Here is a 26,777-nt window from a genome sequence, read left to right as displayed (position 1 = left end):
TCGCTTCTTCCTTCCACCTTTCAGTAATTCCCTCCTGAGACACATTTTGTCTCGACCGTACATCAAATTTTTTTCGCCAAAGCCGACCGTGGCGCAAGTGGCATTTCAGCCATTCGGATTGTCGAACAAGCCAACCTAAGACCCTTTTGAACACCGCCAAATCGGCCCAAATATGGCGCTTTGGTCTTGTTCGGGATTCCGAACGTTATAAATCAAAGACTTGCGAGTGCCTCATTTTGACGCAGATCAGTATGCCGAATCGGTATGGGGTATACGCTTCCGGCATTAGATTTCAGTCCCTGCCATCGCAATAGTTGCCGCCTTTTCGCTGGCCCGAGCGCCCTGTCGCTCGCTCGCGGTGTCCTTACATGAGGTCTCCGGACGGAAACCATAAGCTCCCCGTGACGTTGCCAACGGCTCTGTTACGCGCTTTTCCGGTCGGTGCCCGTGACCACTAGAACAAAGGGTAAAGACATGAAGAAGGCAAAACTGAGCCTCGCCTGGCAGATCGTCATCGGTCTGGTCCTGGGCGTTGCAATCGGCGCGCTACTGAACCACTTCAGTGCGGAAAAGGCCTGGTGGATCAGTAACGTCCTCCAACCCGCCGGTGACATCTTCATTCGCCTGATCAAGATGATCGTCGTCCCGATCGTGATTTCGTCGCTGATCGTGGGCATCGCCGGGGTAGGCGACGCGAAGAAACTGGGCAGCATCGGCCTGAAGACCATCGTCTACTTCGAAGTGGTGACGACTATCGCCATCGTCGTCGGCCTGGTGCTGGCCAACCTGTTCCACCCGGGTGCCGGCATCGACATGAGTACCCTGGGTACCGTCGACATCTCCAAGTACCAAGCGACTGCTGCCGAAGTGCAGCATGAGCATGCGTTCATCGAGACACTGCTCAACCTGATCCCGTCCAACATCTTCGCAGCGCTGATGCGCGGTGAAATGCTGCCGATCATCTTCTTCTCGGTACTGTTCGGCCTGGGCCTGTCGAGCCTGCAGGCCGACCTGCGCGAGCCGCTGGTGCGTACCTTCCAGGGCGTGTCGGAGACCATGTTCAAGGTCACCCACATGATCATGAACTACGCCCCGATCGGCGTTTTCGCCCTGATCGCCGTGACCGTCGCCAACTTCGGCTTCAGCTCGCTGCTGCCGCTGGCCAAGCTGGTGCTGCTGGTGTACTTCGCCATCGCCTTCTTCGCCTTCATGGTGCTGGGCCTGGTGGCGCGCCTGTTCGGCTTCTCGGTGATCAAGATCATGCGCATCATGAAAGATGAGCTGATCCTCGCCTACTCCACCTCCAGCTCCGAGACCGTGCTGCCGCGCGTGATCGAGAAGATGGAGAAGTACGGTGCGCCGAAGTCGATCTGCTCGTTCGTGGTACCGACCGGCTACTCGTTCAACCTCGACGGCTCGACCCTGTACCAGAGCATCGCGGCAATCTTCATTGCCCAGCTGTACGGCATCGACCTGTCCTGGAGCCAGCAGCTGCTGCTGGTGCTGACCCTGATGGTAACCTCCAAGGGTATCGCTGGTGTGCCGGGCGTTTCGTTCGTGGTCCTGCTGGCCACCCTGGGCAGCGTGGGCATCCCGCTGGAAGGCCTGGCCTTCATCGCCGGTGTCGACCGCATCATGGACATGGCGCGCACCGCCCTGAACGTGGTCGGCAACGCCCTGGCTGCCTTGGTGATCGCACGCTGGGAAGGCATGTATGACGCTGCCAAAGGCGAGAAGTACTATGCCTCGCTGGTAGCGGACAAGAAGGAAGCGGCTGTAGTGGGCGAAACCGCCAAGCGCTGAGCCTGACTGGCTGAACCCAAAAGCCCCGACTTGTCGGGGCTTTTTGTTGTCTGTATGGGCCTCATCGCTGGCAAGCCGGCTCCCACAGGTACCCCGTGAGCCCGAGGGCAGTGCGATACCTGTGGACCCGGCTTGCCGGCGATGAGGCCGGTACAGGCTAAACCAGTTATCATTCAGCCACTTTGCAGGGGGAACAATCGGATGCTCAACGGCCTTTGGCTCGGCTTTTTCTTGGTGGCGGCCATCTCCGCCCTGGCCCAATGGCTGGTCGGTGGCAACGCCGGCATCTTCGCCGCGATGGTCGAGAGCATCTTCGCCATGGCCAAGTTGTCCGTGGAGGTCATGGTCCTGCTGTTCGGCACCCTGACGCTGTGGCTGGGGTTCTTAAAAATCGCAGAAAAGGCTGGCATCGTCGAATGGCTGGCCAAGGTTCTGGGACCGCTATTCGCCCGGCTGATGCCGGAGGTCCCGCCCGGCCACCCGGCGCTGGGCCTGATCACCATGAACTTCGCCGCCAACGGCCTGGGCCTGGACAACGCCGCCACGCCGATTGGCCTGAAGGCCATGCGTGCGCTGCAGGAACTCAACCCCAGCAGCACCACGGCGAGCAATGCGCAGATTCTGTTCCTGGTGCTCAACGCCTCGTCGCTGACCCTGCTGCCGGTGACCATCTTCATGTACCGCGCCCAGCAAGGCGCGACCGACCCGACCCTGGTGTTCCTGCCGATCCTGCTGGCCACCAGCGTCTCGACCCTTGTCGGCCTGCTGTCAGTGGCGGTGATGCAGCGCCTGCGCCTGTGGGACCCGGTGGTGCTCGCCTACATGATCCCCGGCGCGCTGTTGCTGGGCGGCTTCATGGCCTTCCTGGGCACCCTGTCGGCCGCTGCACTGGCCAGCCTGTCGTCGATCCTCGGCAACCTCACGCTGTTCGGGGTGATCATGCTGTTTCTGGTGATCGGCGCGCTGAAGCGGGTGAAGGTGTACGAAGCCTTTGTCGAGGGCGCCAAGGAAGGGTTTGACGTGGCCAAGAGCCTGTTGCCCTACCTGGTGGCCATGCTGGTGGCGGTTGGCGTACTGCGGGCTTCCGGCGCGCTGGAGCTGGCGCTTGATGGCATTCGCCACGCGGTGAACTGGATGGGCATGGACACCCGCTTCGTCGAAGGCCTGCCGACCGCGCTGGTCAAACCGTTTTCCGGCAGCGCGGCACGGGCCATGCTGATCGAAACCATGCAGACCCATGGCGTGGACAGCTTCCCGGCGCTGGTGGCTGCGACTATCCAGGGCAGCACCGAAACCACGTTCTACGTACTGGCGGTGTACTTCGGTGCGGTTGGCATCCAGCGCGTGCGCCACGCAGTCGGCTGTGCGTTGCTGGCCGAGCTGTCCGGGGTGATTGCGGCGATTTTCGTCTGCTACTGGTTCTTCGCCTGAGCCTGAGCGCCTTGCCCGATGGTCCAGTTCACCACCTGCCCTGCCAGTTGATCGCTGGCCGCGCCGAACCCGGCCACCACGGCTGATACCTGCGTATCGGCCAACGGCTGGCGCACCTCGAAGCGCTTGCTGGCGAGGATGCGCTGGTTGCGGCCTTGGACCAGCCGCGCGTCGTAGCTGATCACTACTTCCACCGCGCCGCCAGCGCGATACTCACTCTGGAACGCCTGCAGTTCGCCGGCCAGCTCGTAGTCGGCCTGCAGGTTGCTGTCGTCGGCGCTCAGGCGCTGCACGCGGCCGTCACGCTGGAAACCGTCGAGCAGGCGGTTGCGCACCAGCAGCGGTACGGGGTCGCTCCAGCGTGCGCCTTTGTAGCTGCTGAGCACATCGCCCTGGGGGATCACGGCGATGCGCGGGCCTGCCAGCGTCTCGCTGGCCAGTGGTTTGTTCAGGCGCAGCGACCAGTCCACCGGGGTGGCACTGTGGCTGGCCTGGTTGACCGGCAGGCGGTAGATATCCACAGGCTCGCTCTGCGGCAGGATCGAACAGGCGCCGGTCAGGCTCAGCGCGGCCGCCAGGGCCAGCAGACGCAGCGACAGGTTCATGGCTGGAACTCCTTGTTGTTGTCGCGGCCGAGCAGGTAGCCGCTCGGGTCGGCCTCCAGGCGCCGGGAAATACCTTTGAGTGAATTGAGCGTTTCGCGCAGCTCGCGAATGGCCGGGGTCAGCTGATTAAGGCCTTGCGCACCGTCGTCGATGGATTGGCGGTTGTCGTTGAGCAGGCTGTTGATGGTTGCGGTGCTGGCCGCCAGCGATTGCATGGCCTGCTCGGCACTGCCGATGGCCTGCTTGCCCTGGGTGCCGAGCAGGCTGTTGGCGTTGCGCATCAGCGCCTGGGTTTCAGCCAATGTGGCATTGGCCTGTTTACCCACCAGCGCCAACTGCTCGATGGCATCGGAGATGCCGCCCTTCTGGTTGGCGAAGGCACCGGTGGTCTGCTCAAGGTTGGCCAGGGTGTTGCTCAGGCGGTCAATGTTGCTTTCCGAGAACATCTGGTTGGCGTTGTGCAGCAGCAGGTTGATGTTGGTCACCAGGTCGCTGCTGTCATTGAGCAGGCGCGAGATGGGCGACGGCGAGGCGACGATGACCGGTAACTTACCGTCCTTGCCCTTGAGTTCGGGGCTTTGCGGGGTACCGCCGCTGAGCTGGATGAACGAGTTGCCAGTCACGCCGGCAAGGGTCAGCTTGGCCTGGGTGTCTTCCTTGACCGGGGTGTCGCCGCTCAGGCGCACCCGCGCCAATACCCGGCGCGGGTCCTTGGGGTCAAGGCGCAGGGTGGAGACGTCACCGACCTTGATGCCGTTGTATTGCACCGGGCTGCCGCGTGACAGGCCCGAGACCGCTTCGTTGAACACCACTTCGTAATCCTTGAAGGCATCGTCGACGCTGGACTTGGCCAGCCACAGGCCGAACAGCATGGCGCCAACCACCACCAGCACGGTGACCAGGCCAATGAGGACGTGATGAGCTCGGGTTTCCATTGTTCAGCGCTCCTGCCCGGCACTGGCGGCGGCGTGTTCGGCTGCTCGCCCGCGTGGGCCGTGAAAGTATTCGTGAATCCACGGGTCGTTGGTCTGCTCGACCTCGGCCAGGGGGCCGGCCACCAGCACCTTCTTCTGCGACAGCACAGCGATGCGGTCGGTGATGGTGTACAGGGTGTCCAGGTCGTGGGTGATGAGGAACACGCTCAGGCCCAAGGCGTCGCGCAGGGTGAGGATCAGCTGGTCGAAGGCGGCGGCACCGATCGGATCGAGGCCGGCCGTGGGCTCGTCGAGAAACAGTATGTCCGGGTCCAGGGCCAGGGCGCGGGCCAGCGCAGCGCGCTTGATCATGCCGCCGGACAGCGACGAGGGGTATTTGTCGGCGGCCGAAATCGGCAGCCCGGCCAGGGCCAGCTTGACCCCGGCCAGGTGTTCGGCGTCGGCGCGTGACAGCCCGGCATGCTCGATCAGCGGCAGCGCGACGTTTTCGGTGACGGTCAGCGAGGAGAACAACGCGCCCTTCTGGAACAGCACGCCGAAACGCCGTTCGACCAGCGAGCGCTGCTCTTCGCGCAGGCCGGCGAGGTCCTCGCCGAATACCTTGATCTGCCCCTCGTTGGGCCGACGCAGGCCGATGATGCTGCGCAGCAGTACGGACTTGCCGCTACCCGAACCACCGACCACGGCCAGGATTTCGCCACGGTACAGGTCCAGGTCGAGGTTCTCGTGCACGCTCTGGCTGCCGAAGCGGTTGCAGATGCCCCGCGCTTCGATCACGGCTTCCCGGTCATTCACCAGCCCATCTCCATGCAAAACAGCGCCGCCACCGCATCCAGCACGATGACCACAAAGATCGACTGGACCACGCTGGAGGTGGTGTGCGCGCCGACCGACTCGGCGCTGCCGCTGACCTTGAAGCCCTCCAGGCAGCCAATCGATGCGATCAGGAAGGCGAAGAACGGTGCTTTGGCCAGGCCGACGATGAAATGCTGCACGCCGATGTCGCTCTGCAGCAGCGACAGGAACATCGCCGGCGAAATATCCAGTGTCAGTGCGCACACCACGGCACCACCGACGATGCCGCAGATCATCGCGACAAAGGTCAGCAGCGGCAGCGAGATCAGCAATGCCAGTACCCGTGGTACCACCAGCAATTCGATCGGGTTCAGCCCGAGAGTGCGGATGGCGTCGATTTCCTCGTTGGCCTTCATCGAGCCGATCTGCGCGGTGAAGGCACTGGCGGTGCGGCCGGCCATGAGGATGGCGGTCAGCAACACGGCGAACTCACGCAGGAAAGAGAACGCCACCAGGTCGACGGTGAACACCGTCGCGCCGAAGTCGGCCAGCACCGTGGCACCGAGGAAGGCCACCACCGCGCCTACCAGAAACGTCAGCAACGCCACGATCGGGGCGGCATCCAGGCCAGTCTGCTCGATATGCGAGACCACCGGCGTGAGCCGCCAGCGGTGCGGTTGCAGGGCCCGGCGCAACAGGGTTTCGAGGATCAGGCCGACGAAGCCGAGCAGCTGCAGGGTGTCTTGCCACAGCGTGTTGACCGCGCGGCCGATGCGCTCGAGCAGCAGGAGCAGCACAGGGCGCTCGGGCTCCTTGACCGGGATGCAGTAGTCCTGCACCGAGCAGTACACGTTCTTGAGCAAGGCGCGGCTGGCGTCGGGCAGGCCGTTGGTGCAATGCGACAGGCGTTCGGAGCCGAGCAGCTCGGCCAGCAGCGAGGCGCCGGCGGTGTCGAGGCGGCCCAGTTGGCTGAGGTCGGCCACGGCGTCGGCGCCGTACAGCGTGCGCAGGCGTTCGGCGTCGCGCTTGAGGCTGGCGTAGTGGGCCAGCGTCCAGTCACCGGCAATGCGCAGGCAGGCCGGTTGGCTGCTGGTATCCAGGGTGGCGCTGGGGGTGGTCATAGGCTCCATGCATCTGACTGCGCGCGGGGGCGTAGAGGCTGATCATAGCGCAGCAGGCATGGCGGGGTTTGTTGAAAGTGTGCTGAATGCGGGGGCCGCGTTGCGGCCCCTTTTACATCACTTCGCCGCGGCGTCGTCGATTACCTTGAAGCGCAGCACGCCGATTACCTGGCCATCTTCGGTCAGCACGCGCACCTGCCATTTGCCTACAGGGTTGGGCGGGAAGTTCTGCTTGTGGGTCCAGGCCCGGTAGCCTTCCTTGCGCCCGCCATGGATATCCAGGGCGATACGGTCGACCTCCTGGCCATCCTTCTGCCACACGTGGTAGATGCGTTCGTTGAGGCCGCGCGGTGCGTTGATGGCAGTGTAAGCGTAGAGGCCGCTGCTGCGGATGCGGCTGGCGGCGATCTCGTCCAGCGACTCTCCGGGCTGGCGGTTGAGCACTTCGGTACTGACGGCCACCTCGGTCATCCACAAGGTGGCCGGTGGCACCCAGGAGCGCATCAACCAACCGCCACCGCCGACGGCCAGGGTGACCAGTACCAGCGCCACGCCACGGCGCCAGGTATTGATCGGGAAGCTGCTGGCCAGGCTCGGGAACGACAGCGCCATGGCGGCGATCAATGCCAGCTTGAAGCTTTGTGCGGTGGTTAGGTGGAGGATGATCGGCAGCGCGGTGAGCAGCGCGGCGAACAGCGTCAGGGTATGCAGCGCGAGGAACAGCCAGCGCCGTGGGGCCAGCCACTTGTAGTACAGCGGGTCGACGATCGAGACCAGGCCGGCGGCTGCGAGCAGGCCAGTGAACACCAGTTGGCCGCTGTTCCAGGTGGTGGTGATGAAAAAGAACGGCAGGACGAAGAACAGGCTTTCCTGGTGGATCATCTGTGTCGCATAGCGCAGCAGTGGCTGCGGGATCTCGCGCTTGAAGGTGCGGGCGAACAGGCCGGTGAGGGTGTTCTCCAGCATCAGCCAGATCCAGCTGATCAGCATCAGGATGGCGACCCAACTGGCCAGGCTGGCTTGGCGGTCGACCAGGATGAAGCTGCCGATGCCGGAGAGGAAACCACCGAGCGCGATGACGCCGGGGTAGCGTTTGAGCATCTCGATGACGCGCTGGACGAAATGGGGGATTGGGGGCATGGGCCTACAACAGAGTGATGGGGTGACTGTGCCGGCCTCTTCGCGGGTAACTCCGCTCCCACAGGTATTGCATAGCCCTTCAGGCCCTTGCATCACACTGTGGGAGCGCGTTTACCCGCGAAAGGGCCGGTACTGACGAAAGGATACCGCCGAATCACCGCTCCCGTGTAGCACCGCTCGGTGGTTGGGGGGTATGCCGGCGCCGGCGCAGCAGCCCGGCCGCCAGGATCACGCCCACTACCAACGCAATCAGCCCATACAGCTCGTCATAGCCCAACAGCGGCTTCTCGATGCGCAGGTACCCCTCCTCCTTGAGCAGTTCCTTCAACGCATCGTTGGCCTGCTCCAGGCTCACTTGGCGCAACTTGCGCACAGGGTTGGTAAAGCGGCCATTGCTGTAGTCGTTGAGCGCCCCCCAGTAGTAGTCCGCCAGGGCACTGTTGCCCTGGGTGCTCCAGCTTTCCTTGGCGACGGCGGCATCCTTGATGCGCGCAAAGGTGTCCGGGTCCAGGCCTTCCTTGCGCAAGTGGTCGAACAGCTGCTGCATGACCTTGACCGCCGCATCGATGTCATCGCGCTCAAGGTCGGCATTCAGGCTGAGCATGCCGCTGTCGCCAAAGCTCTCGCGTTGTACCGACGGGCCATAGGACAGGCCGTTGCGCAGCCGCAGCTGGTCGTACAGCGCCCAGTCGAGGTAGCGCGAGAGCAGGTCGAGGGTGGGCTGGTGGTCGTTGTCCAGTACCGGCTCGATGAACAGCCAGTGCAGTTTGACGCTGTCGCCCAGCACGCCGCGGGTCAGGTCGCGACGCTGCTCGGCCTGTTGGCTGATGCTTTCGAGGTTGCGCCGCTCCTCTGGCTCCGTGGCGGGCAGCTCGCCGAAGGTGCGGTCCAGGTAGGCCGGCAGCAGGCGGTCGAGGCCTCCGACCATGATCAGGGTCATGTTGTTGGCGGCATACCAGCGATCACGCAGGGCCTGCACCTGTTCCAGGGTCATGTCGTCGAGGTTGGAGCGCTCCGGGCATTTCAGGCCCAGCTCGGTGGCCAGCTGGTCGCTGGCCGGGTGGCCGATATCCTGGCGGTCGAGCCAGCGTTGCAGGTGGCCATAGTGGCCACCGTCTTCGCGTTCGATGATGCGCTTGGCGGTGGCCAGCGCCTTGGCGTCGATGCGGGTATCGCGGATCACCGCGAGCAGCAGGTCGAGCACCTTGCGCTGGTTGCGTGCCGGGGCCTCGATGACGAAGGTGGTGTCGGCGCTGCTGGTGTAGGCGTTCCACTCGCCGCCCAGGGCTTGCAGGCGCTCTTCCAGGCCCCCTTCGCCGGTCTCGTCGATACCGCTGAACAGCAGGTGTTCGAGCAGGTGCGGCAGCTCTTTCTGCTCGCAGTCGAAATCATCCAGGCCCACGCCCACGACCAGGCGGATCGCCACATGGTCCCGTTCGTAGCCGGATTTGAGGATGACCTGCAGGCCGTTCGGCAACAGGTAGCCTTCGACCCGCGAGCGATCGAGGGCGTGGGAGGGCAGGCTGCAGATCAGCAGGCAAACGAATATCAGGCAACGCATGGGCGAGCGCGGGTCTCCAGGTGTGCGAGATCAGGGTTGGCGAGCTTCATCCGGTACCGTATCGAGCATCAGCCCGCCGGTGTCCGAACCGCCTAGTACCACATAGGCACTGCTGCAGAACAAAGAGTTCAACCGCTTCATGTCGGCGATCAGCTCCAAGTGTAGCGAACTCGTCTCGATACTTTGCACCACCTTGCGCTGCAAACGGCTGACGTGGGCGTGGGCAAGACGCCTTTCCTGGGCGCGGAAGCGGCGTTTTTCCCGCAACAGCAGCTGCGCGCTTTCAGGGTCGGCACTGAGGAATACCGACAGGCCCAGGCGCAGGTTGGACAGCAGTTGCTCCTGCAGGCCGGTGAGCTCCTCCAGGCCGACCTGGGAAAATTCCCGGCGCTGGCTGGTCTTTTGCTGCTGGACCTTGCGCAGCATACGTTCGACCAGGCCGCAGGCCAGCTTGAGGTTGATCGCCAGTTCGATGATTTCGGCCCAGCGCCGGTTGTCCTGAGCGCTGAGGTCTTCACGTGGCATCTGCGCCAGGTAGAGCTTGATTGCGCTGTACAGCGCTTCGGCGTCTTCGGCCAAGGCGCGCACCTGCTGCGGCAGTGCCGTCTGCGTGCCGCGCAGGGCATTGAGCATGGCTTCGAGCAGGCTGTCGACGATGTCGCCCAGGCGCAGGGTTTCGCGGGCGGCATTGGCCAAGGCTAGGCTGGGCGTGGTCAATGCCGAAACATCGAGGTGGCGCGGCCGCACCTGGCCATTGCCGGTATCGCGTTCGGGCAGCAGGGTGTTGCACAGTCGGCCCATGGCTTTGACGGTGGGCAGCATGAGCAGGCAGCGCAGTGTGTTGTAGAGCAGGTGGAAGCCGATCACCAGTTCCTGGGGGCTGAAGCTCAGCGAGTCCATCCATTCCACCAGCGGGTGCAGCACCGGGATGATCAGCACCAGGCCTATCAGCTTGTACAGCAGGCTGCCCAGTGCCACGCGGCGGCCTGCGGCGTTCTGCATGCTGGTGCTGATGAAGGCCAGCAGGCCGCTGCCGATGTTGGCGCCGACCACCAGGCCGATGGCCACCGGCAGGCTGATCACTTCGGCGCCGGCCAGGGTGGCGGTCAGCAGCACCGCCGCCAGGCTGGAATACGAAACCATGGCGAACAGTGCGCCGACCAGCGCATCGAGCAGGATGTCGCCGGTCAGCGAGGCGAACAGCACTTTCACGCCCTGGGCGTGGGTGATGGGCGTGGCGGCCTGAACGATCAGTTCCAGCGCCAGGATGATCAGGCCCAGCCCGATACCCACCCTGCCCAGCTGGCCCGCGCGCGTCTGCTTGCGCGACAGGAAGAAAATCACCCCAAGGAACACCAGCAGCGGCGACAGCCAGGACAGGTCCAGGGTTAGTACCCTGGCCATCAGCGCGGTGCCCACATCGGCGCCGAGCATGATTGCCAGGGCCGGGGTCATGGCCATCAGGCCCTGGCCAACGAAGGAGGTGACCAGCATGGCGGTGGCGTTGCTGCTTTGCACCACGGCGGTGACCACGATGCCGGCGATGAACGCCAGGGGCCGGCGGTTCATGTTCTGGCTGAGGACGCGGCGCAGGTTGGAGCCGAACACCCGCAGGATGCCGGTACGGACGATATGCGTGCCCCACACCAGCAAAGCCACGGCGGAGAGCAGGTTGAGCAGGGTCAGCATGGTTTAGCCCCCCTTTCTTATCGGGGCTCCAGAAGCGGAGCCAATGGGTGATGCGGTAAGCCTGGCCCGGGGGTGGGTGTTTTAATCCAGTGCTTACTCAAGCTTTAGTTGTTTTGCGGACCTCACGCCAGCTTGGCATGCTCGGCACGCATTTGAAACCTGTCTGTCATGGACGCGCGTGCATGAAAAAGGGCCCCGAAGGGCCCTTTTTCATTGTGCTCCAGGTGCTTATTGACCCGGAATATCCTTGCGCAGTTTCACTGCATCCTGTTCCTTGCCGCGTTTACGCGCCATGGCGGTGCGCATACGGATGTTGATAGCTTCCACCCCCAGCGAGAACGCCATGGCGAAATAGACATAGCCCTTCGGCACGTGCACGTCGAACGATTCGGCGATCAGCACGGTACCGACGACGATCAGGAACGAAAGCGCAAGCATCTTCAGCGAAGGGTGCTTGTCGATGAAGTTGCTGATGGCACCGGCGCACAGCATCATCACCAGCACTGCAACGACAATCGCGGCAATCATCACCGGTACGTGCGAGACCATGCCCACAGCGGTGATCACCGAGTCCAGCGAGAACACGATGTCGATGATGGCGATCTGGATGATGGTGTACAGGAACTTGCCGCCCGCGCCTTTCGGCTCGTCCGCGCTTTCGTCTTCGCCTTCCAGGCCGTGGTAGATCTCCTGGGAGCTTTTCCACAGCAGGAACAGGCCACCGAAGAACAGGATCAGGTCGCGACCCGAAATGCCTTGGCCGAACACCACGAACAGGTCGGCGGTCAGGCGCATGACCCAGGTGATCGACAGCAGCAGCAGGATACGGGTGACCATGGCCAGGGCCAGGCCGAAGATCCGGGTGCGCGGCTGCATGTGCTTGGGCATGCGGCTGACCAGAATCGAGATCATGATGATGTTGTCGATACCGAGCACGATCTCAAGCGCAGTGAGGGTGAAAAAGGCAACCCAGATTTCCGGGCTGGTCAGCCATTCCATGTGTATTCCTTCAAACGATAATGGCGAAGCGCCCGTATGAGGGCGCATCGCGTTGGGTGATGCGGGTTTATTAAAGACTACTGAACAGCGGGAAAATGCCCATCAGCAATGCGGCGAGCATTATGCACATGCACACCAGTACTGCCCACTTAAGGGTGAAGCGCTGGTGGTCACCGAACTCGATGCCGGCCAACGCCACCAGCAGGTAGGTGGAGGGTACCAGTGGGCTCAGCAGGTGTACGGGTTGCCCGACGATCGACGCGCGGGCCATTTCCACCGGGCTGATGCCGTAGTGGCTGGCCGCTTCCGCCAGCACCGGCAGCACACCGTAGTAGAAGGCATCGTTGGACATGAAGAAGGTGAACGGCATGCTCACGACCGCAGTGATCACCGCCAGGTATGGGCCCAGCGCTTCGGGGATGACCGCGAGCAGGCTCTTGGACATGGCCTCGACCATGCCGGTGCCCGACAGGATGCCGGTGAAGATACCTGCGGCAAAGATCAGCCCGGTCACCGCCAGCACGCTGCCGGCGTGGGCAGCGATACGGTCTTTCTGCTGCTGCAGGCACGGGTAGTTGACGATCATGGCGATACTGAAGGCGATCATGAACAGCACCGGCAGTGGTAGCACGCCAGCGATCAGCGCAACCATCAGGACGGCGGTCAGCGCACCGTTGAACCACAGCAACTTCGGCCGGCGGGCGTCAGGGAACTGCGACACGGTGATTTCGCTGTGGTCGATGTCGTCGGTGGGCAGGTGCAGCTCGCCCAGGCGGGCACGTTCGCGCTTGCCATACATGTAGGCGATGGCCAGGATCGCCAACACGCCGAAGACCATGGCCGGGATCATCGGTACGAAGATGTCCGATGGGTCCACGTGCAGGGCACTGGCGGCGCGAGCGGTCGGGCCGCCCCAAGGGGTCATGTTCATCACACCGCCGGCAAGGATGATCAGGCCGGCCATGATCCGCGGGCTCATGCCTAGGCGGCTGTACAGCGGCAGCATGGCGGCGCAGCAGATCATGTAGGTGGTGGCGCCGTCACCGTCGAGCGAGACCACCAGGGCCAGCACCGCGGTGCCGACCGAGACTTTCAGCGGGTCGCCCTTGACCAGCTTGAGGATCTTGCGCACGGCCGGGTCGAACAGGCCGGAATCGATCATCAGGGCAAAGTAGAGGATGGCGAACATCAGCATCACGCCGGTGGGCGCAAGCTTGCTGATGCCTTCGAGCATCATCGGGCCGATCTTGGCGGAAAAACCACCGAACAGGGCAAACAGGATCGGTACCAGGATCAGCGCGATCAAGGCCGACAGGCGCTTGGTCATGATCAGGTACATGAAGGTGATGACCATGGCAAAGCCGAGGAAGGTCAGCATGGCAATACTCCAGGCGTGGCGCGGCGAAAGGAAAGTCGATTCGGGCGGATCAGCGCGTCAGGCGCTGCGCAGGGAGCAAGCGGAGGGGGACTGCGAAAAGGCGGGCACAGGAATACATCAGAATCACCATTGTTGTTGTTGATTGGGCCGGGCGCGGAAGATTCCGGGTGCCCTGGCTGACCGGTCTTGTGCCGGTAGTGGGGGCTATCCTAGGGGGGTAAGCTTTCAGCCAGCTTTCGCCGGAGAAACGGCGACGGGAGGTAGGTGATGCCAGATGTAACTGAAGGGGGCTGCCATTGCGGCGCCTTGCGCTATCGGTTGAAGGGTGAATTGACGGATGTCGCCCATTGCCACTGCTCGATCTGCCGGCGGGTCAGTGGAGGGTTGGTGGTGACCTGGCTTACCGTGCCCCGCGCAGATTTCAAGTGGCTGGCGGGCCGGCCGCAGTGCTATGTGGCGCCGGCCAGTTGCAAGCGGTACTTCTGTGGGGAATGTGGGGCGCATGTAGCGTTGGTGACCGAACATAGCCCGGGCAGCATGGATGTGACGGTGGCGACGCTGGATAACCCGGAGCGGGTGCGGGCAAAACGGCATATATGGACCGGGAGCCGGTTGCCGTGGCTGCATCTGGATGAGGATTTGCCTGGCGAAGTAGAGGAAAGCCTTTGAGCCGATAGGTGGCTTTACCGGCCTCTTTGCGGGCTCACGCGCGAAGAGGCCGGGAGGATTTTCAGGGCAACTGCAGGCCCCCTGCCGCCTTGTGCAGTGCCCGCAGGTGCTCGCCGATCTGCTTCACATTGGCCTCCACTGCCGCAATTTCCTTCGCCCGCGAAGGCTCCAGCAGCGCCCTCACCTCTTTGTCCAGGTCGGTGCTCAAGCGCAGCAACTGGGCCTGGCGCTCACTGCTGACCTTCTCTAGGTGCTTGCGCTCATCTGGCTGCGGCAGCCCATAGCCTTTGGCATCCAGCAGCTCCGCCGGGCGGCTGAGGAAGCCACTGTTGGCGAGCATCTGCTTCAGGGTCTGGTCGGCCTTGCTGACGCTGCCATCTTTCAGCGCAGCAGCATTCAGGTAGCGCTGCTTCACTTCGTCCTGGGCCAGCAACAACTGGCGGCGCAGGCTGGCCTGTTCGAGCAGCAGCAGGGCGGCGCTGGTGCGCAGGTCGGCCCGCGCGAACCAGCCGCGGCGCTGCTCGGCATCCAGGGCCAGCCAGTCCTCGACCTTGTCCTGCTTGACCGGCAACTGCTTCCTCAGCACATCGAACATGGCCTGGTAGCGGTCGCGATAGGAATCGAAACGGTAGCCCAGGCGCAGGGCTTCGCGCGGGTCGTCGAGCACGCTGGTATCGGCCAGGCCCCTGCCCTTCAGCACGGCCAGCAAGCCGTTGGGCATGATGCTGTCCAGGTCGTTCAGGCGCGGGTTGGCGGTGCCGGTGCGCAGCAGTTTCAACGACTCCACCGCACAGTTGTTGGACAGGAACCAGTAGTTGCCGTCATAGGTCCAGTGCATCTCGGCGGCCTGACGCACCAGATTCTCGATTTCTTCTCGGCTGAGCGTCAGTGGTACCGACGCCAGGCTGCGCAATTCGGTCTTGGTGTACTCGTCGATCACCTGGGCCAGCGGCAGCACGAACAGCCGCGACGGGTAGGCGCCGACCAGGCCGTCCCAGCTGGACAGCTGCACGTCGTTGACGAAGGCGCGGTACGACAGCACCAGGTGCTGGTCGAGGTCCAGGCGGCAGTCAGGCCCGCGTGGGCGGCCGGGTTTGCAGATCACCAGGCGCAGCATGCTGTGGCCCCAACGGCTCACCAGGTTCTGGTTGGCTTCGGCCAGCAGGTAGTCGACTTCGTATACCCGTTCCGGGTCGATCTCACCCAGCGGTTGGCGGGCGAAGTCGCTGCCGGCGTTGAGGAATGGCAGGCCTTTGGCGCAGCTTTGTTGCTGTGGCGCCCAGCCGAAGTGCTCGGTCAGGTACTGGTTGAGCGCCGGTCGGCGGCACCCGTAGCTCGGGTCGAGGAGGAAATACTCCATGTTGACCGCGATGTATTCCTTGGGGCTGCTCAGTTCGTAGCTGTCGGGGCTGCGGACGAACTGCCCATTGTGCTGTTCTCGCTCACCGCGGCGGCCGACGTACTGCTGCCAGCCGGCCAGGTCGAGCAGGCGTGGGTCGTCGCTCAAGGTGAAGCGGCGCTCAGCCTGGCCACGGCAATCTTGCGTCTGGCCAATTTTGCCGAGCGTGCCCTGCTGGCGCTTGCAACGGGCGATCAGCGAGCGTTCGGCGCCAGGCCAGAGCCGGGCGCGGTCGTAGATGTGGGTAAGTTCGTGCAGGACGGTGGCCAGCAACTCTTCCCGCACCGTGCCATGCGGCCGGTTGGTGCGCTCCTGCGCCGCACGACCGTCAGTGAGGCCGGGCAGTAGGCGAGCGTTGAGTTCCAGGGTCGAGACCAGGGATGCCTGGCCGTAGGCATCGGCTGGCATCTTGTCACTCCAGCTGACCAGCACGCGGCGGTCCAGCTGTTGTTTGAAGCGTGGGGGTAGCTTGCCCAGTGCCTCGTCCAGCAGGAATTGCGAGGCTTGAGCCTGTTGCGCAGTAAGGCCGGATGCCTGCAGCTGAAGCTGCAGGTCGGCCAGGGCGGGCGTGCCCAGCAGCGTCAGGACGCAGCCGAACAGCCAGGCACGCACGCGATTCACAGCGCCAGGATGGCTTCGGCCAGCACCTGGTCACTGGCGCCGCGCGCTTCAGGCACGCGCTCGCGCAGGGTGTTTAAGGCGGCCTCGAGCTGGGCGCCACGGATGTCACCGTTGCTGGCAACGAAGCTGGCGGCATCGTCGTGGGCTTCGCGTACGACCTTGGAGTCGCGGATGGAAGTGGTGGTGTCAGAGGTGAAATCGATCGAGCGGCCAAAGGCGCGCACGATGATGTTGCTGGTGGCCACCAGAGTTTGTGCCTGGGCCAGGTCGGCCAGCAGCAACATGCCGAGGGTAGCGGCGATCAGCGGTTTACGCATGGAGCATCTCCGGAACATACAGGGAGTCAAAGGTAGTTATTGGACGAGAATTGCTTCTGCCAGTTCAAGGTCGCCGACAGCGTGATGGGCACAGTTGTGGCGCAGCGTGTCCAGCGCCGCCTCCAGGCGTGCGCCACGGATGACTCCGTCGCTGGCGACAAAGGCTGCGGCATCGTCGCGGGCCTGCCTGACCAGCTTGCGGTCGAACGGTGCGGTGGTGACCTGGCTGGTGACATAGCCAGTGATGACCAGGCCTTGCGTGGTGGTGTCCATGGAATGGGCACTGCCCATGACAAATACGGAAAACAGCAACGGCAACAGATAACGCATGGGCATTCTTAAGACAGGGACAGGGACAGGGACGGCAGAGGCTAGCCCGCACGTGCCGGCAGGCGCCAGCACGTGCGTTCTGAGGCCTGTGGATCAGAGCGCCAGGATGGCCTGGGCCAACTGGGCGTCGCTGGCCTGCAAGGCCGGCATGTTCGAGCGGATGTGCAGGAACGCGCTTTCCAGCTTGGCGCCGCGAATGGCGCCTTGACTGCCAACGTAGCTGGCGGCGTCGTCACGGGCGGCTTGTACGACCTTGTCGTCGCGGAACGACGAGGACACGTCGGAAGTGGCGTCGGTGGAAGCGGCAACCGCGCCTACGACCGCGTCGGTAGTGACAATGAAGCTGGTGGCGTTTGCGGTGCCGGCCAGGCCGAGCAGCAGTGCTGCGCCAATCAGGTGTTTACGGGACATGGTCGTGGACTCCTGGGGAAGGGTCGGGTGGATCTGCTTATCGGACGCTCACGCGGTTCGTCACGGTACCTTCGCACAACTGGTTTCTACCAGCCTGTTGAGACAAGCGTATCACGCGGCGGTATTTCAGGATGTTAATGAACGCTGCGCACGTGAACTGTTAAGGTGATTATTAATTTTTGTAAAACTGTACCTGTCTGTCCCTGCGAAGGCTCTAGCATAGGTCACAGGCAATAAAAAACCCGCTGCAGTCACCTGCAACGGGTTTGGGAATTCGCGGTGCCGGCCGAAGCCGGCGAACCGGTGCTTAGCGCCAGAACGGCTTGCTCAGCTCTTCATAACGCTGCGATTCGCTGATACCGGCGTCAGCCAGCAGGCGGGCATCCAGGCGAGCCAATTGACGGCGGCTGGCCATGCGACGCTGCCACAGCAGCAAGGTGGAGAGTGCGCGCAGTGGCAGAGAAGCATTGGACTGCTGGGCGTTGTTTTCGAAGACCAGACCGGAACTGAGGGTACGTTCCATGATGTTTCATCCTTCCGCTTATGGCGGGATTAGGTAGTGATTTAACTGATGCCAATGATCCTCCTCTCTTGTCCATAACAGTAGATACAGTTCGGTAGTAATGCGATGGCCCAGTTAACTGTTTAACACGACTGTTGCACCCAGAAATGACGTAACTGTACTGGTCAGCACCGTAATGGTGCGTTTATGACGGAGGTGGTGGTCTTCGAAGGCGATGGCCGGCACAATAAGCAGTACAGTAGTACAGTTTATTCTGTGCTCTTAGCGGATGTGTTGTTGCGGGCGGGTTGGAACTGTTATGGCCTGTATGAAAAGGGGCCGCAAACTGGCCTGAGCAGCCTTTAGGGCAGGCTGCTCAGGGCGATAGTGCATCAGCTGGCGAGCATGCGCCCGCTTTCTTCCAGGTTCTCGTGCCAGCTCAATGCCTCACGCAGGATATGCGGGGTATGGCCGCCACGTTGGCAGGCGCGATCGAAGTAATCGTTCAGCGCTGCGCGGTAGTCCGGGTGCACACAATTGTCGATGATCGCCCGTGCGCGCTCACGCGGGGCCAAGCCACGCAGGTCGGCCAGGCCTTGCTCGGTCACCAGGATGTCCACGTCATGCTCGGTGTGGTCGACGTGGCTGACCATCGGCACCACGCTGGAAATCGCGCCGCCCTTGGCGATCGACTTGGTGACGAACACGGCCAGGTGAGCGTTGCGGGCGAAGTCGCCGGAACCACCGATGCCGTTCATCATCCGTGTACCGCACACGTGCGTGGAGTTGACGTTACCGTAGATGTCGAACTCCAGCGCCGTGTTGATGCCGATGATGCCCAGACGGCGTACGACTTCAGGGTGGTTGGAGATCTCCTGCGGGCGCAGCACCAGCTTGTCCTTGTAGCGCTCCAGGTTGCCGAACACGTCAGCGTTGCGGCGGCTCGACAGGGTGATCGAGCTGCCGGAAGCAAAGCTCAGCTTGCCGGCGTCGATCAGGTCGAAAGTCGAGTCCTGCAGCACTTCGGAGTACATGGTCAGGTCTTCGAACGGCGACTCGATCAGCCCGCACATCACCGCGTTGGCGATGCTGCCGATGCCGGCCTGCAGCGGGCCGAGCTTGTTGGTCATGCGGCCAGCGGCCACTTCGTTCTTGAGGAAGTTGATCAGGTGGTCGGCGATGCCCTGGGTCTCGTCATCCGGCGGCAGCACAGTGGACGGCGAGTCGGGCTGGTCGCTGATGACGATGCCGACGATCTTGGCCGGGTCGATCGCGATCGCGGTGCTGCCGATGCGGTCATCGACCTTGACCAGCGGGATCGGTGTACGGGTTGGGCGATAGGTCGGGATATAGATGTCGTGCAGGCCTTCGAGGTTGGCATTGTGCGACAGGTTGATCTCGACGATCACTTGCTTGGCGAAGATCGCGAAGCTGGCCGAGTTGCCCACCGAGGTGGTCGGCACGATGTGGCCTTGCTCCGTGATGGCCACGGCTTCGATCACGGCGATGTCCGGCAGCTTGAGCTGCTGGTTGCGTAGTTGCTCGACGGTTTCCGACAGGTGCTGGTCGATGAACATCACCTGGCCGTCGTTGATGGCCTTGCGCAGGGTGCTGTCGACCTGGAACGGCATGCGCCGGGCCAGCACGCCGGCCTCGGTCAGCTGCTTGTCGAGGTCGTTGCCCAGGCTGGCGCCGGTCATCAGGCTGATTTTCAGTGGCGACTGCTTGGCGCGTTCGGCCAGGGCATGCGGCACAGCCTTGGCTTCGCCGGCGCGGGTGAAACCGCTCATGCCGACGGTCATGCCGTCCTCGATCAGGCCAGCGGCGTCAGCCGCACTCATTACCTTGCTGTGCAGGGAGGACAAGCGGATACGATCACGGTACATGGATTGTTATCTCAGGCTACTGAAGCTACTGCAGCGCAGTCTAGAGATTTAGCCCGGCGCCGTCCCGCGACCATGGTCGTATGAGAAGCCCGGAAATAGAGCCGTTGATCTGGATCAGCAAGACGCAAAAGCCCCGGGAGAAATCTCGCCGGGGCCTTCTTTATATGCACAGCGTGGTGCGAAAAGGATTACTCGACGGCTTTGACCATATCCTCGATGACCTTCTTCGCGTCACCGAACACCATCATGGTCTTGTCCAGGTAGAACAGTTCGTTGTCCAGGCCGGCATAACCGCTGGCCATGGAGCGCTTGTTGACGATGATGGTCTTGGCTTTGTAAGCCTCAAGGATCGGCATGCCGGCGATCGGCGACTTCGGATCGTTCTTCGCCGCCGGGTTGACCACGTCGTTGGCACCCAGCACCAGTACCACGTCGGCCTGGCCGAACTCGGCATTGATGTCCTCCATCTCGAACACCTGGTCGTACGGCACTTCGGCCTCGGCCAGCAACACGTTCATGTGCCCGGGCATGCGCCCCGCCACCGGGTGGATCGCGTACTTCACGGTCACGCCGTTGTGGGTCAGCTTCTCGGTCAGTTCCTTGAGCGCATGCTGCGCACGAGCTACCGCCAGGCCGTAGCCGGGCACGATGATCACCGTGTCGGCGTTGCTCAGCAGGAAGGTCGCGTCGTCGGCCGAGCCGGACTTCACCGGGCGCTGCTCTTTCGAACCCTGCGCCGCGCCGGCATCGGTATCGCCGCCGAAGCCGCCCAGGATGACATTAAAGAACGAGCGGTTCATCGCCTTGCACATGATGTACGAGAGGATCGCACCGCTGGAACCTACCAGGGAGCCTGCGATGATCAGCATCGAGTTGTTCAGCGAGAAGCCGATACCGGCCGCTGCCCAACCCGAGTAGCTGTTGAGCATCGACACCACCACCGGCATGTCGGCACCCCCGATCGGGATGATGATCAGCACACCCATGATGAAGGCCAGCACCAGCATCAGGGTGAAGGCGCTGTAGTGGCCGGTGAAGGTGAACAGCAGGCCCAGGGCGATGGTGGTCAGGCCTAGGATCAGGTTCAGCTTGTGCTGACCGGTGAACTGTACTGGTGCACCCTGGAACAGGCGGAACTTGTACTTGCCGGACAACTTGCCGAAAGCGATGACCGAACCGGAGAAGGTGATGGCACCGATGGCCGCGCCGAGGAACAACTCCAGGCGGTTACCGGTGGGGATCGGGTCGGTGATGGCGGCGACGATGCCCATCGACTGTGGCTCGAGCACTGCGGCGATGGCGATGAATACCGCAGCCAGGCCGATCATGCTGTGCATGAAGGCGACCAGCTCCGGCATCTTGGTCATCTCGACGCGCTTGGCCATGATCGAGCCGGCGGTACCGCCGACCAGCAGGCCGACGATCACGTAGCCGATGCCGGCAGTAGCAATCTCGGCCCCAAGCTTGTAAATGAGGCCAACCGTGGTGAGGATCGCGATCCCCATGCCGATCATGCCGTACAGGTTGCCGCGGCGCGACGTGGTCGGGTGCGACAGGCCCTTGAGCGCCTGGATGAAGCAGATCGAGGCGACAAGGTAGAGGAGCGTTACCAGATTCATGCTCATGCTTACTTCTGCGCCTCGTTCTTGGTTTTCTTCTTGAACATCTCAAGCATGCGACGGGTGACCAGGAAGCCACCGAACACGTTGACCGCAGCCAGGGCCACCGCCAGGGTGCCCATCAGCTTGCCGGCCGGTGTCACGGTCAGCGCGGCAGCCAGCATGGCGCCAACGATAACGATCGCCGAGATGGCGTTGGTGACCGCCATCAGTGGTGTGTGCAGTGCCGGAGTGACGTTCCACACCACGTGGTAACCCACATAGATGGCCAGCACGAAGATGATCAGGTTGTAGATGCCGTGGGAAATCAGCATGTCTTCCATTGTCGTGCTCCTTAGCCGTTCTTGCGCACGACCTGGCCGTCGCGGCACATCAGGCACGCGGCGACGATGTCGTCTTCGAGGTTGATGACCAGCGCGCCGTCTTTGTCGAACAGCAGCTTCATGAAGTCCAGCAGGTTGCGTGCGTACAGCGCCGAGGCATCGGCACCCACTTGGGCTGGCAGGTTGGTCGGGCCGACGATGGTCACGCCGTTCTCCATCACCACCTGATCGGCAACGGTCAGCGGGCAGTTGCCGCCTTGGGCCGCAGCCAGGTCGATGACCACCGAGCCGGGTTTCATCTGCGCCACGGTTTCGGCGCTGAGCAGCGTCGGTGCCTTACGGCCTGGGATCAGTGCCGTGGTGATGACGATGTCTGCCTGCCTGGCGCGTTCGTGCACGGCTTGTGCCTGGCGCTGCATCCAGCTGGCGGGCATTGGGCGCGCATAGCCGCCGACACCTTCGGCGCACTCGCGCTCCTCATCGGTCTCGTAGGGCACGTCGATGAACTTGGCGCCGAGCGACTCGATCTGCTCCTTCACCGCCGGGCGTACGTCGGACGCCTCGATCACCGCACCCAGGCGCTTGGCCGTGGCGATAGCCTGCAGGCCGGCAACGCCAGCGCCCAGCACCAGCACGCGCGCGGCTTTGACGGTGCCGGCGGCGGTCATCAGCATGGGCATGAAGCGTGGGTAATGATGGGCTGCCAGCAGCACGGCCTTGTAGCCGGCAATGTTGGCCTGGGACGACAGCACGTCCAGGCTCTGGGCCCGTGAGGTGCGTGGTGCGGCTTCAAGGGCGAAGGCGGTGATGCCGCGTTCGGCCATCTTGCCGATCAACTCACTGTTGAAGGGGTTGAGCATACCCACCAGAAGGCTGCCACTGTTGAGCTGGGCAAGCTCCTGATCGTTGGGACCGACCACCTTGAGGACCAATTGGGCGCCGTAGGCATCGGCTGCACTTCCCAGGGAAGCGCCCACGGCCTCATAGGCACTGTCCGGAATGCTGGCATTGAGCCCTGCCCCCCGTTGGACGGTGACCTGATGGCCCTGGCCAATCAGTTTCTTGATGGTTTCCGGGGTCGCAGCGACCCTTGTCTCACCGGTCTGCGTCTCGAGAGGAACACCAATGTGCACGACTATTTCTCCTGCGGTGACCTTTTTGTCTTTATGGAAGCCAGCGCACTTCGGATGGTGCGCAGGGTTGGCTGTTGAGCGCCAAGCCCGCCAGATCCTGAGCGGGCCGAGCATTTTGCAGACGAACCCAGGGGCCTTCAACCGGTTCTGGAGCGAAACGAAGTTAAAACTACAAGTCACCCTGTGACCGTATGTCGCAACAGCTCGGCTGCAGCCCGTCAAACATGGGCTATTCGCAGATTAGGGGAAAATTTGAAATTTTTTGCGATGATTTCGCGGATGCGCTCATGAAGGTCGTAAATACCCCTGGAATCCGCGTGGTTGATGGCTTTGGACGAGTTTTCCGGCTCACCCTTACAGTTTTCTAATAAGCGACAAATAGATATATCTGTAGGTGTTTAAAATAATTGACTACAGAGTCAGGAAGGGGCTTTGCCTGCGTGCGAATCGGTATAGCGCCGTGCCTGTTCCAGAAGCCAGTCACGGAAGGCCCTGAGCGATGCAGACTCGACTTTGCGCTCCGGGATCATCAGATAGTAGGCCTTGTCACTGGACAGCGCGTATCTGTTAGCGACCACCAGCCTGCCCTCCTCCAGTTCGCGTTGAATCAGGAACGGCGGGATCAGTGCGACGCCCATTTCATGCATGGCGGCCTGGGCGAGCATGGAGAATAGTTCATAGCGCGGGCCTGTCATGTCGCCGGCGATGTTCATGCCCAGGCCGTTGAACCACTGGCGCCAGGCATAGGGCCGGGTGGTCTGCTGCAGCAGCGGCAGGCTGGCGATGCGCGGGGCGTCGAGCATACCCTCCCCTTCAAGCAAGGCCGGGCTGCACACCGGTAGTGGGTTTTCACCCATCAGGCGATAGGAATGGGTGCCGGACCAGTCGGCATCGCCGAAATAGATCGCGGCGTCAAAGGGCGTGTCGGCGAACAGGAATGGCCGGGTGCGGTTGGTCAGGTTCACAGTGACCTCCGGGTGCTGCTGCTGGAAGTCCTTGAGCCGCGGTAGCAGCCACTGGGTGCCGAAGGTCGGCACCACGGCCAGTTCGATCACGTTGGCGCCCTGCTGGCGCATCACCGACAAGGTGTCCCGTTCAACCGCATCGAGCTGAGCGGCGACCTGGCGGCTATACGACAGCCCCGCTTCAGTGAGTTTCACCCCGCGCCGCGAGCGCCGGAACAGCTCTACGTTGAGGAACGCTTCGAGGCCACCTATCTGGCGACAGACGGCGCCCTGGGTCAGCGCAAGTTCCTGGGCGGCCTTGGTGAAGCTCTCGTGGCGCGCTGCCGCTTCGAAGCAGACCAGGGCCGTGGTACTGGGGATCTTGCGGCGCATGTACAGCAACCTCACTGGTATGGTGGTAAATATGGGGTTTTGCCGTTTTACGGAGTGATAAATTATCACTAATACGTGCGCAATCCTCGTTTGTCCCCGCTGCAGATCAGGCCTAGGATCAATGGCACAAGAATCTGCTCCCCTATTTCGAGGATTTCGCTCATGGCCGGTAAAGCAAGCTTCAACTGGATCGACCCGCTGCTGCTGGATCAGCAGCTCACTGAAGAAGAGCGCATGGTGCGTGACAGCGCTTATCAGTTCGCCCAGGACAAGCTGGCACCCCGTGTGCTGGAAGCCTTTCGCCACGAGCAAACCGACCCGGCGATCTTCCGCGAGATGGGTGAAGTCGGCCTGCTGGGCGCGACCATTCCCGAGGAGTACGGTGGCAGCGGGCTGAACTACGTCTGCTATGGCCTGATTGCCCGGGAAGTGGAGCGTATCGATTCCGGCTACCGCTCGATGATGAGTGTGCAGTCCTCGCTGGTGATGGTGCCGATCAACGAATTCGGTACCCAAGCGCAGAAGGAGAAATACCTGCCCAAGCTTGCCAGTGGCGAGTGGATCGGCTGTTTCGGCTTGACCGAGCCTAACCATGGCTCCGATCCGGGCTCGATGATCACCCGCGCCAGGAAGGTCGAGGGTGGCTATCGCCTGAGCGGCAGCAAGATGTGGATTACCAACAGCCCGATCGCCGACGTTTTCGTGGTCTGGGCCAAGGACGATGCCGGTGATATCCGTGGTTTTGTCCTTGAAAAAGGCTGGCAGGGCCTCAGCGCCCCGGCGATCCACGGCAAGGTCGGCCTGCGTGCGTCGATCACGGGTGAAATCGTCATGGATAACGTGTTCGTGCCGGAAGAGAACATCTTCCCGGATGTGCGCGGCCTTAAAGGCCCGTTCACCTGCCTGAACTCTGCCCGCTATGGCATCTCCTGGGGCGCCCTGGGTGCGGCCGAAGCCTGCTGGCACACCGCGCGTCAGTACACCTTGGACCGCCAGCAGTTCGGCCGCCCGCTGGCTGCCAATCAGCTGATCCAGAAGAAGCTGGCCGACATGCAGACCGAAATCACCCTGGCCTTGCAAGGCTGCCTGCGTTTGGGGCGTATGAAGGACGAAGGCACCGCCGCGGTGGAAATTACCTCGATCATGAAGCGTAACTCCTGCGGCAAAGCGCTGGATATCGCGCGCATGGCCCGTGACATGCTGGGCGGCAATGGTATTTCCGACGAATTCGGCGTGGCGCGCCACCTGGTCAACCTTGAGGTGGTCAACACCTATGAGGGCACCCATGACGTGCATGCGCTGATCCTGGGGCGTGCGCAAACCGGCATCCAGGCCTTCTATTAATAAGGAGCCCACTCATGGGGGCGTTATCTCATCTGCGAGTGCTGGACCTTTCCCGTGTGCTGGCGGGGCCTTGGTCGGGGCAGATCCTGGCTGACCTCGGTGCTGACGTGATCAAGGTCGAGCGCCCGGGCAGTGGCGACGATACGCGCTCCTGGGGGCCGCCCTTCCTCAAGGATGCCCAGGGCGAGAACACCACCGAGGCGGCTTATTATTTGTCGGCCAACCGCAACAAGCGTTCGGTGACCATCGACTTCACACAGCCGGAGGGCCAGCAGCTGGTGCGCGAGCTGGCGGCCAAGTCGGACATCGTCATCGAAAACTTCAAGGTTGGCGGGCTGGCCGCCTATGGCCTGGACTACCCCAGCCTGAAAGCGATCAACCCCAGGCTTATCTATTGCTCGATCACCGGCTTCGGGCAAACCGGGCCCTACGCCAAGCGTGCGGGGTATGACTTCATGATTCAGGGGTTGGGCGGGCTGATGAGCCTGACGGGGCGCCCTGATGGTGAAGAGGGCGCGGGCCCGGTGAAGGTGGGTGTTGCGCTGACCGATATTCTGACCGGGCTGTACTCGACCGTGGCGATCCTGGCCGCCCTCGCCCATCGCGACCAGGCCGGTATTGGCCAGCATGTCGATATGGCTTTGCTCGATGTGCAGGTAGCTTGCCTGGCCAATCAGGCGATGAACTACCTGACCACTGGCAATGCGCCACGGCGGCTGGGTAATGCGCATCCCAATATCGTGCCTTACCAGGACTTCCCGACGGCGGATGGCGATTTCATCCTTACCGTGGGCAATGATGGCCAGTTCCGGAAGTTCGCTGAAGTGGCCGGGCAGCCGCAATGGGCGGATGACCCGCGCTTTGTGACCAACAAGCTGCGGGTGGCCAATCGGGCCGAGCTGATTCCGTTGATCCGCCAGGCTACGGTGTTCAAGACCACGGCTGAGTGGGTAAGCCAGCTGGAGGCGGCTGGCGTACCGTGCGGGCCGATCAATGACCTGGCGCAGATGTTCCAGGACCCGCAGGTGCTGGCGCGGGGCCTCGCGGTAGAGATTCCACATTCTTTGGCGGGGTCTGTGCCGCAGGTGGCCAGCCCTATTCGGCTGTCTGAGACCCCTGTGCAGTATCGGTGTGCGCCGCCACTGCTGGGTGAGCATACTGCGGCGGTATTGGGTGATGTGCTGGGCCTGGATGCCGATGCGTTACAGCGTTTGCGCAATGCCGGCGTGCTCTGAAGCTAGAAAGAAGTGCTGTAAAGCGGGGAGGCCGTAGGCCTCCCCGCTTTGCTTTTCAGCGATATTAGGGTTTATTGGAATTAAAGGTTGACGCGCTTCCGAATCCCCTTATAATGCGCCCCACTTCCAGCGTGATCGGAACGAGAAACTCCTTGAGATTCAACGAGTTACTTAATCCAGGCAGTGCTGGTAGT

24 protein-coding genes are annotated in these 26,777 nt (G+C 62.6%); 5 read left to right on the top strand and 19 right to left on the bottom strand.

All coding sequences use genetic code 11. The features are described from left to right. Positions 1-474 precede the first annotated feature (474 nt). Together gltP and ACIPIJ_RS14625 are read left to right on the top strand one after the other, a co-directional pair. On the top strand, positions 475-1,803 hold the full coding sequence (gene gltP, locus ACIPIJ_RS14630; RefSeq protein WP_401077629.1) for a glutamate/aspartate:proton symporter GltP: 1,329 nt from the start codon (positions 475-477) through the stop codon (positions 1,801-1,803). A 201-nt stretch (positions 1,804-2,004) separates the two neighbouring features. After that, positions 2,005-3,234 carry a nucleoside recognition domain-containing protein gene (locus ACIPIJ_RS14625; RefSeq protein ID WP_401077628.1) on the top strand — a complete coding sequence of 410 codons (1,230 nt, stop codon included), beginning with the start codon at positions 2,005-2,007 and terminating at the stop codon, positions 3,232-3,234. Here ACIPIJ_RS14625 and ACIPIJ_RS14620 read toward each other — a convergent pair. From ACIPIJ_RS14620 to ACIPIJ_RS14580, 9 genes are all read right to left on the bottom strand, one after another. Further along, complete coding sequence (locus ACIPIJ_RS14620; protein WP_401077626.1) at positions 3,216-3,839, bottom strand: ABC-type transport auxiliary lipoprotein family protein; 624 nt, start codon at positions 3,837-3,839, stop codon at positions 3,216-3,218. The two genes, ACIPIJ_RS14625 and ACIPIJ_RS14620, sit on opposite strands and share 19 nt — an antisense overlap. Next, positions 3,836-4,774 (bottom strand): MlaD family protein, encoded by a 939-nt coding sequence (locus ACIPIJ_RS14615; protein WP_401077624.1) that lies wholly within the window; start codon positions 4,772-4,774, stop codon positions 3,836-3,838. The genes ACIPIJ_RS14620 and ACIPIJ_RS14615 overlap by 4 nt, the downstream gene beginning before the upstream one ends. A 3-nt stretch (positions 4,775-4,777) precedes the next feature. Next, the gene (locus ACIPIJ_RS14610) at positions 4,778-5,569 is read right to left on the bottom strand and encodes an ABC transporter ATP-binding protein (protein WP_401077622.1); all 792 of its coding nucleotides are present in this window, start codon (positions 5,567-5,569) and stop codon (positions 4,778-4,780) included. After that, positions 5,566-6,699 (bottom strand): ABC transporter permease, encoded by a 1,134-nt coding sequence (locus ACIPIJ_RS14605; protein ID WP_401077620.1) that lies wholly within the window; start codon positions 6,697-6,699, stop codon positions 5,566-5,568. The genes ACIPIJ_RS14610 and ACIPIJ_RS14605 overlap by 4 nt, the downstream gene beginning before the upstream one ends. 108 nt (positions 6,700-6,807) lie before the next feature. After that, a complete protein-coding gene (locus ACIPIJ_RS14600; RefSeq protein WP_401077619.1) occupies positions 6,808-7,830 on the bottom strand; it encodes a DUF5924 family protein in 1,023 nt (340 codons plus the stop codon). A 154-nt stretch (positions 7,831-7,984) separates the two neighbouring features. After that, on the bottom strand, positions 7,985-9,391 hold the full coding sequence (locus tag ACIPIJ_RS14595; protein ID WP_401077618.1) for a M16 family metallopeptidase: 1,407 nt from the start codon (positions 9,389-9,391) through the stop codon (positions 7,985-7,987). Between the two features lie 30 nt (positions 9,392-9,421). Beyond that, entirely contained in the window at positions 9,422-11,080 is a 1,659-nt protein-coding gene (locus ACIPIJ_RS14590) for a Na/Pi cotransporter family protein (RefSeq protein ID WP_401077617.1), read from the bottom strand. Positions 11,081-11,308: 228 nt separating this feature from the next. Further along, on the bottom strand, positions 11,309-12,079 hold the full coding sequence (locus ACIPIJ_RS14585) for a TerC family protein (RefSeq protein ID WP_401077615.1): 771 nt from the start codon (positions 12,077-12,079) through the stop codon (positions 11,309-11,311). A gap of 70 nt (positions 12,080-12,149) precedes the next feature. Next, the gene (locus ACIPIJ_RS14580) at positions 12,150-13,457 is read right to left on the bottom strand and encodes a CitMHS family transporter (RefSeq protein ID WP_401077614.1); all 1,308 of its coding nucleotides are present in this window, start codon (positions 13,455-13,457) and stop codon (positions 12,150-12,152) included. Positions 13,458-13,724: 267 nt separating this feature from the next. On the opposite strand from ACIPIJ_RS14580, the gene ACIPIJ_RS14575 reads away from it, so the two are divergent. After that, positions 13,725-14,126 carry a GFA family protein gene (locus ACIPIJ_RS14575; RefSeq protein ID WP_401077612.1) on the top strand — a complete coding sequence of 134 codons (402 nt, stop codon included), beginning with the start codon at positions 13,725-13,727 and terminating at the stop codon, positions 14,124-14,126. 61 nt (positions 14,127-14,187) lie between these two features. Here ACIPIJ_RS14575 and ACIPIJ_RS14570 read toward each other — a convergent pair whose 3' ends face one another. The 10 genes from ACIPIJ_RS14570 to ACIPIJ_RS14525 all read right to left on the bottom strand — a co-directional run bounded on the left by ACIPIJ_RS14570 (position 14,188) and on the right by ACIPIJ_RS14525 (position 24,004). Beyond that, positions 14,188-16,146: a DUF4105 domain-containing protein gene (locus tag ACIPIJ_RS14570; protein WP_401077611.1), complete on the bottom strand. Its 1,959-nt coding sequence runs from the start codon at positions 16,144-16,146 to the stop codon at positions 14,188-14,190. After that, positions 16,143-16,463: a DUF2388 domain-containing protein gene (locus ACIPIJ_RS14565; RefSeq protein ID WP_401077610.1), complete on the bottom strand. Its 321-nt coding sequence runs from the start codon at positions 16,461-16,463 to the stop codon at positions 16,143-16,145. Before ACIPIJ_RS14565 ends, ACIPIJ_RS14570 begins: the two co-directional genes overlap by 4 nt. A 36-nt stretch (positions 16,464-16,499) precedes the next feature. Next, the gene (locus ACIPIJ_RS14560; protein WP_401077608.1) at positions 16,500-16,793 is read right to left on the bottom strand and encodes a DUF2388 domain-containing protein; all 294 of its coding nucleotides are present in this window, start codon (positions 16,791-16,793) and stop codon (positions 16,500-16,502) included. A gap of 93 nt (positions 16,794-16,886) precedes the next feature. Further along, positions 16,887-17,204: a DUF2388 domain-containing protein gene (locus ACIPIJ_RS14555; protein WP_401077606.1), complete on the bottom strand. Its 318-nt coding sequence runs from the start codon at positions 17,202-17,204 to the stop codon at positions 16,887-16,889. A 307-nt stretch (positions 17,205-17,511) separates the two neighbouring features. Further along, positions 17,512-17,727, bottom strand: a complete 216-nt coding sequence (locus ACIPIJ_RS14550) for a DUF1127 domain-containing protein (protein WP_023378057.1) — start codon at positions 17,725-17,727, stop codon at positions 17,512-17,514. Positions 17,728-18,098: 371 nt separating this feature from the next. Beyond that, positions 18,099-19,592: an acetyl-CoA hydrolase/transferase family protein gene (locus ACIPIJ_RS14545; RefSeq protein WP_401077604.1), complete on the bottom strand. Its 1,494-nt coding sequence runs from the start codon at positions 19,590-19,592 to the stop codon at positions 18,099-18,101. A gap of 188 nt (positions 19,593-19,780) precedes the next feature. Then, complete coding sequence (locus tag ACIPIJ_RS14540; protein ID WP_401077602.1) at positions 19,781-21,217, bottom strand: NAD(P)(+) transhydrogenase (Re/Si-specific) subunit beta; 1,437 nt, start codon at positions 21,215-21,217, stop codon at positions 19,781-19,783. Between the two features lie 2 nt (positions 21,218-21,219). After that, a complete protein-coding gene (locus tag ACIPIJ_RS14535) occupies positions 21,220-21,534 on the bottom strand; it encodes an NAD(P) transhydrogenase subunit alpha (RefSeq protein ID WP_003256966.1) in 315 nt (104 codons plus the stop codon). Positions 21,535-21,545: 11 nt separating this feature from the next. Then, complete coding sequence (locus ACIPIJ_RS14530; RefSeq protein WP_401077600.1) at positions 21,546-22,667, bottom strand: Re/Si-specific NAD(P)(+) transhydrogenase subunit alpha; 1,122 nt, start codon at positions 22,665-22,667, stop codon at positions 21,546-21,548. A 419-nt stretch (positions 22,668-23,086) separates the two neighbouring features. Beyond that, positions 23,087-24,004: a LysR family transcriptional regulator gene (locus tag ACIPIJ_RS14525; protein ID WP_401077599.1), complete on the bottom strand. Its 918-nt coding sequence runs from the start codon at positions 24,002-24,004 to the stop codon at positions 23,087-23,089. 162 nt (positions 24,005-24,166) lie between these two features. Here ACIPIJ_RS14525 and ACIPIJ_RS14520 point away from each other — a divergent pair, with 162 nt between their 5' ends. Continuing rightward, entirely contained in the window at positions 24,167-25,348 is a 1,182-nt protein-coding gene (locus ACIPIJ_RS14520; RefSeq protein WP_401077597.1) for an acyl-CoA dehydrogenase, read from the top strand. A gap of 14 nt (positions 25,349-25,362) precedes the next feature. Beyond that, entirely contained in the window at positions 25,363-26,583 is a 1,221-nt protein-coding gene (locus tag ACIPIJ_RS14515; protein ID WP_401077596.1) for a CaiB/BaiF CoA transferase family protein, read from the top strand. Positions 26,584-26,777: the final 194 nt, after the last annotated feature.

The organism is Pseudomonas sp. NPDC087185 (genome assembly GCF_044744955.1).
Lineage (GTDB): Bacteria > Pseudomonadota > Gammaproteobacteria > Pseudomonadales > Pseudomonadaceae > Aquipseudomonas.
The sequence above is the reverse complement of the archived record's forward strand: the minus strand, read 5'-3'. Positions and strand labels throughout refer to the sequence as shown.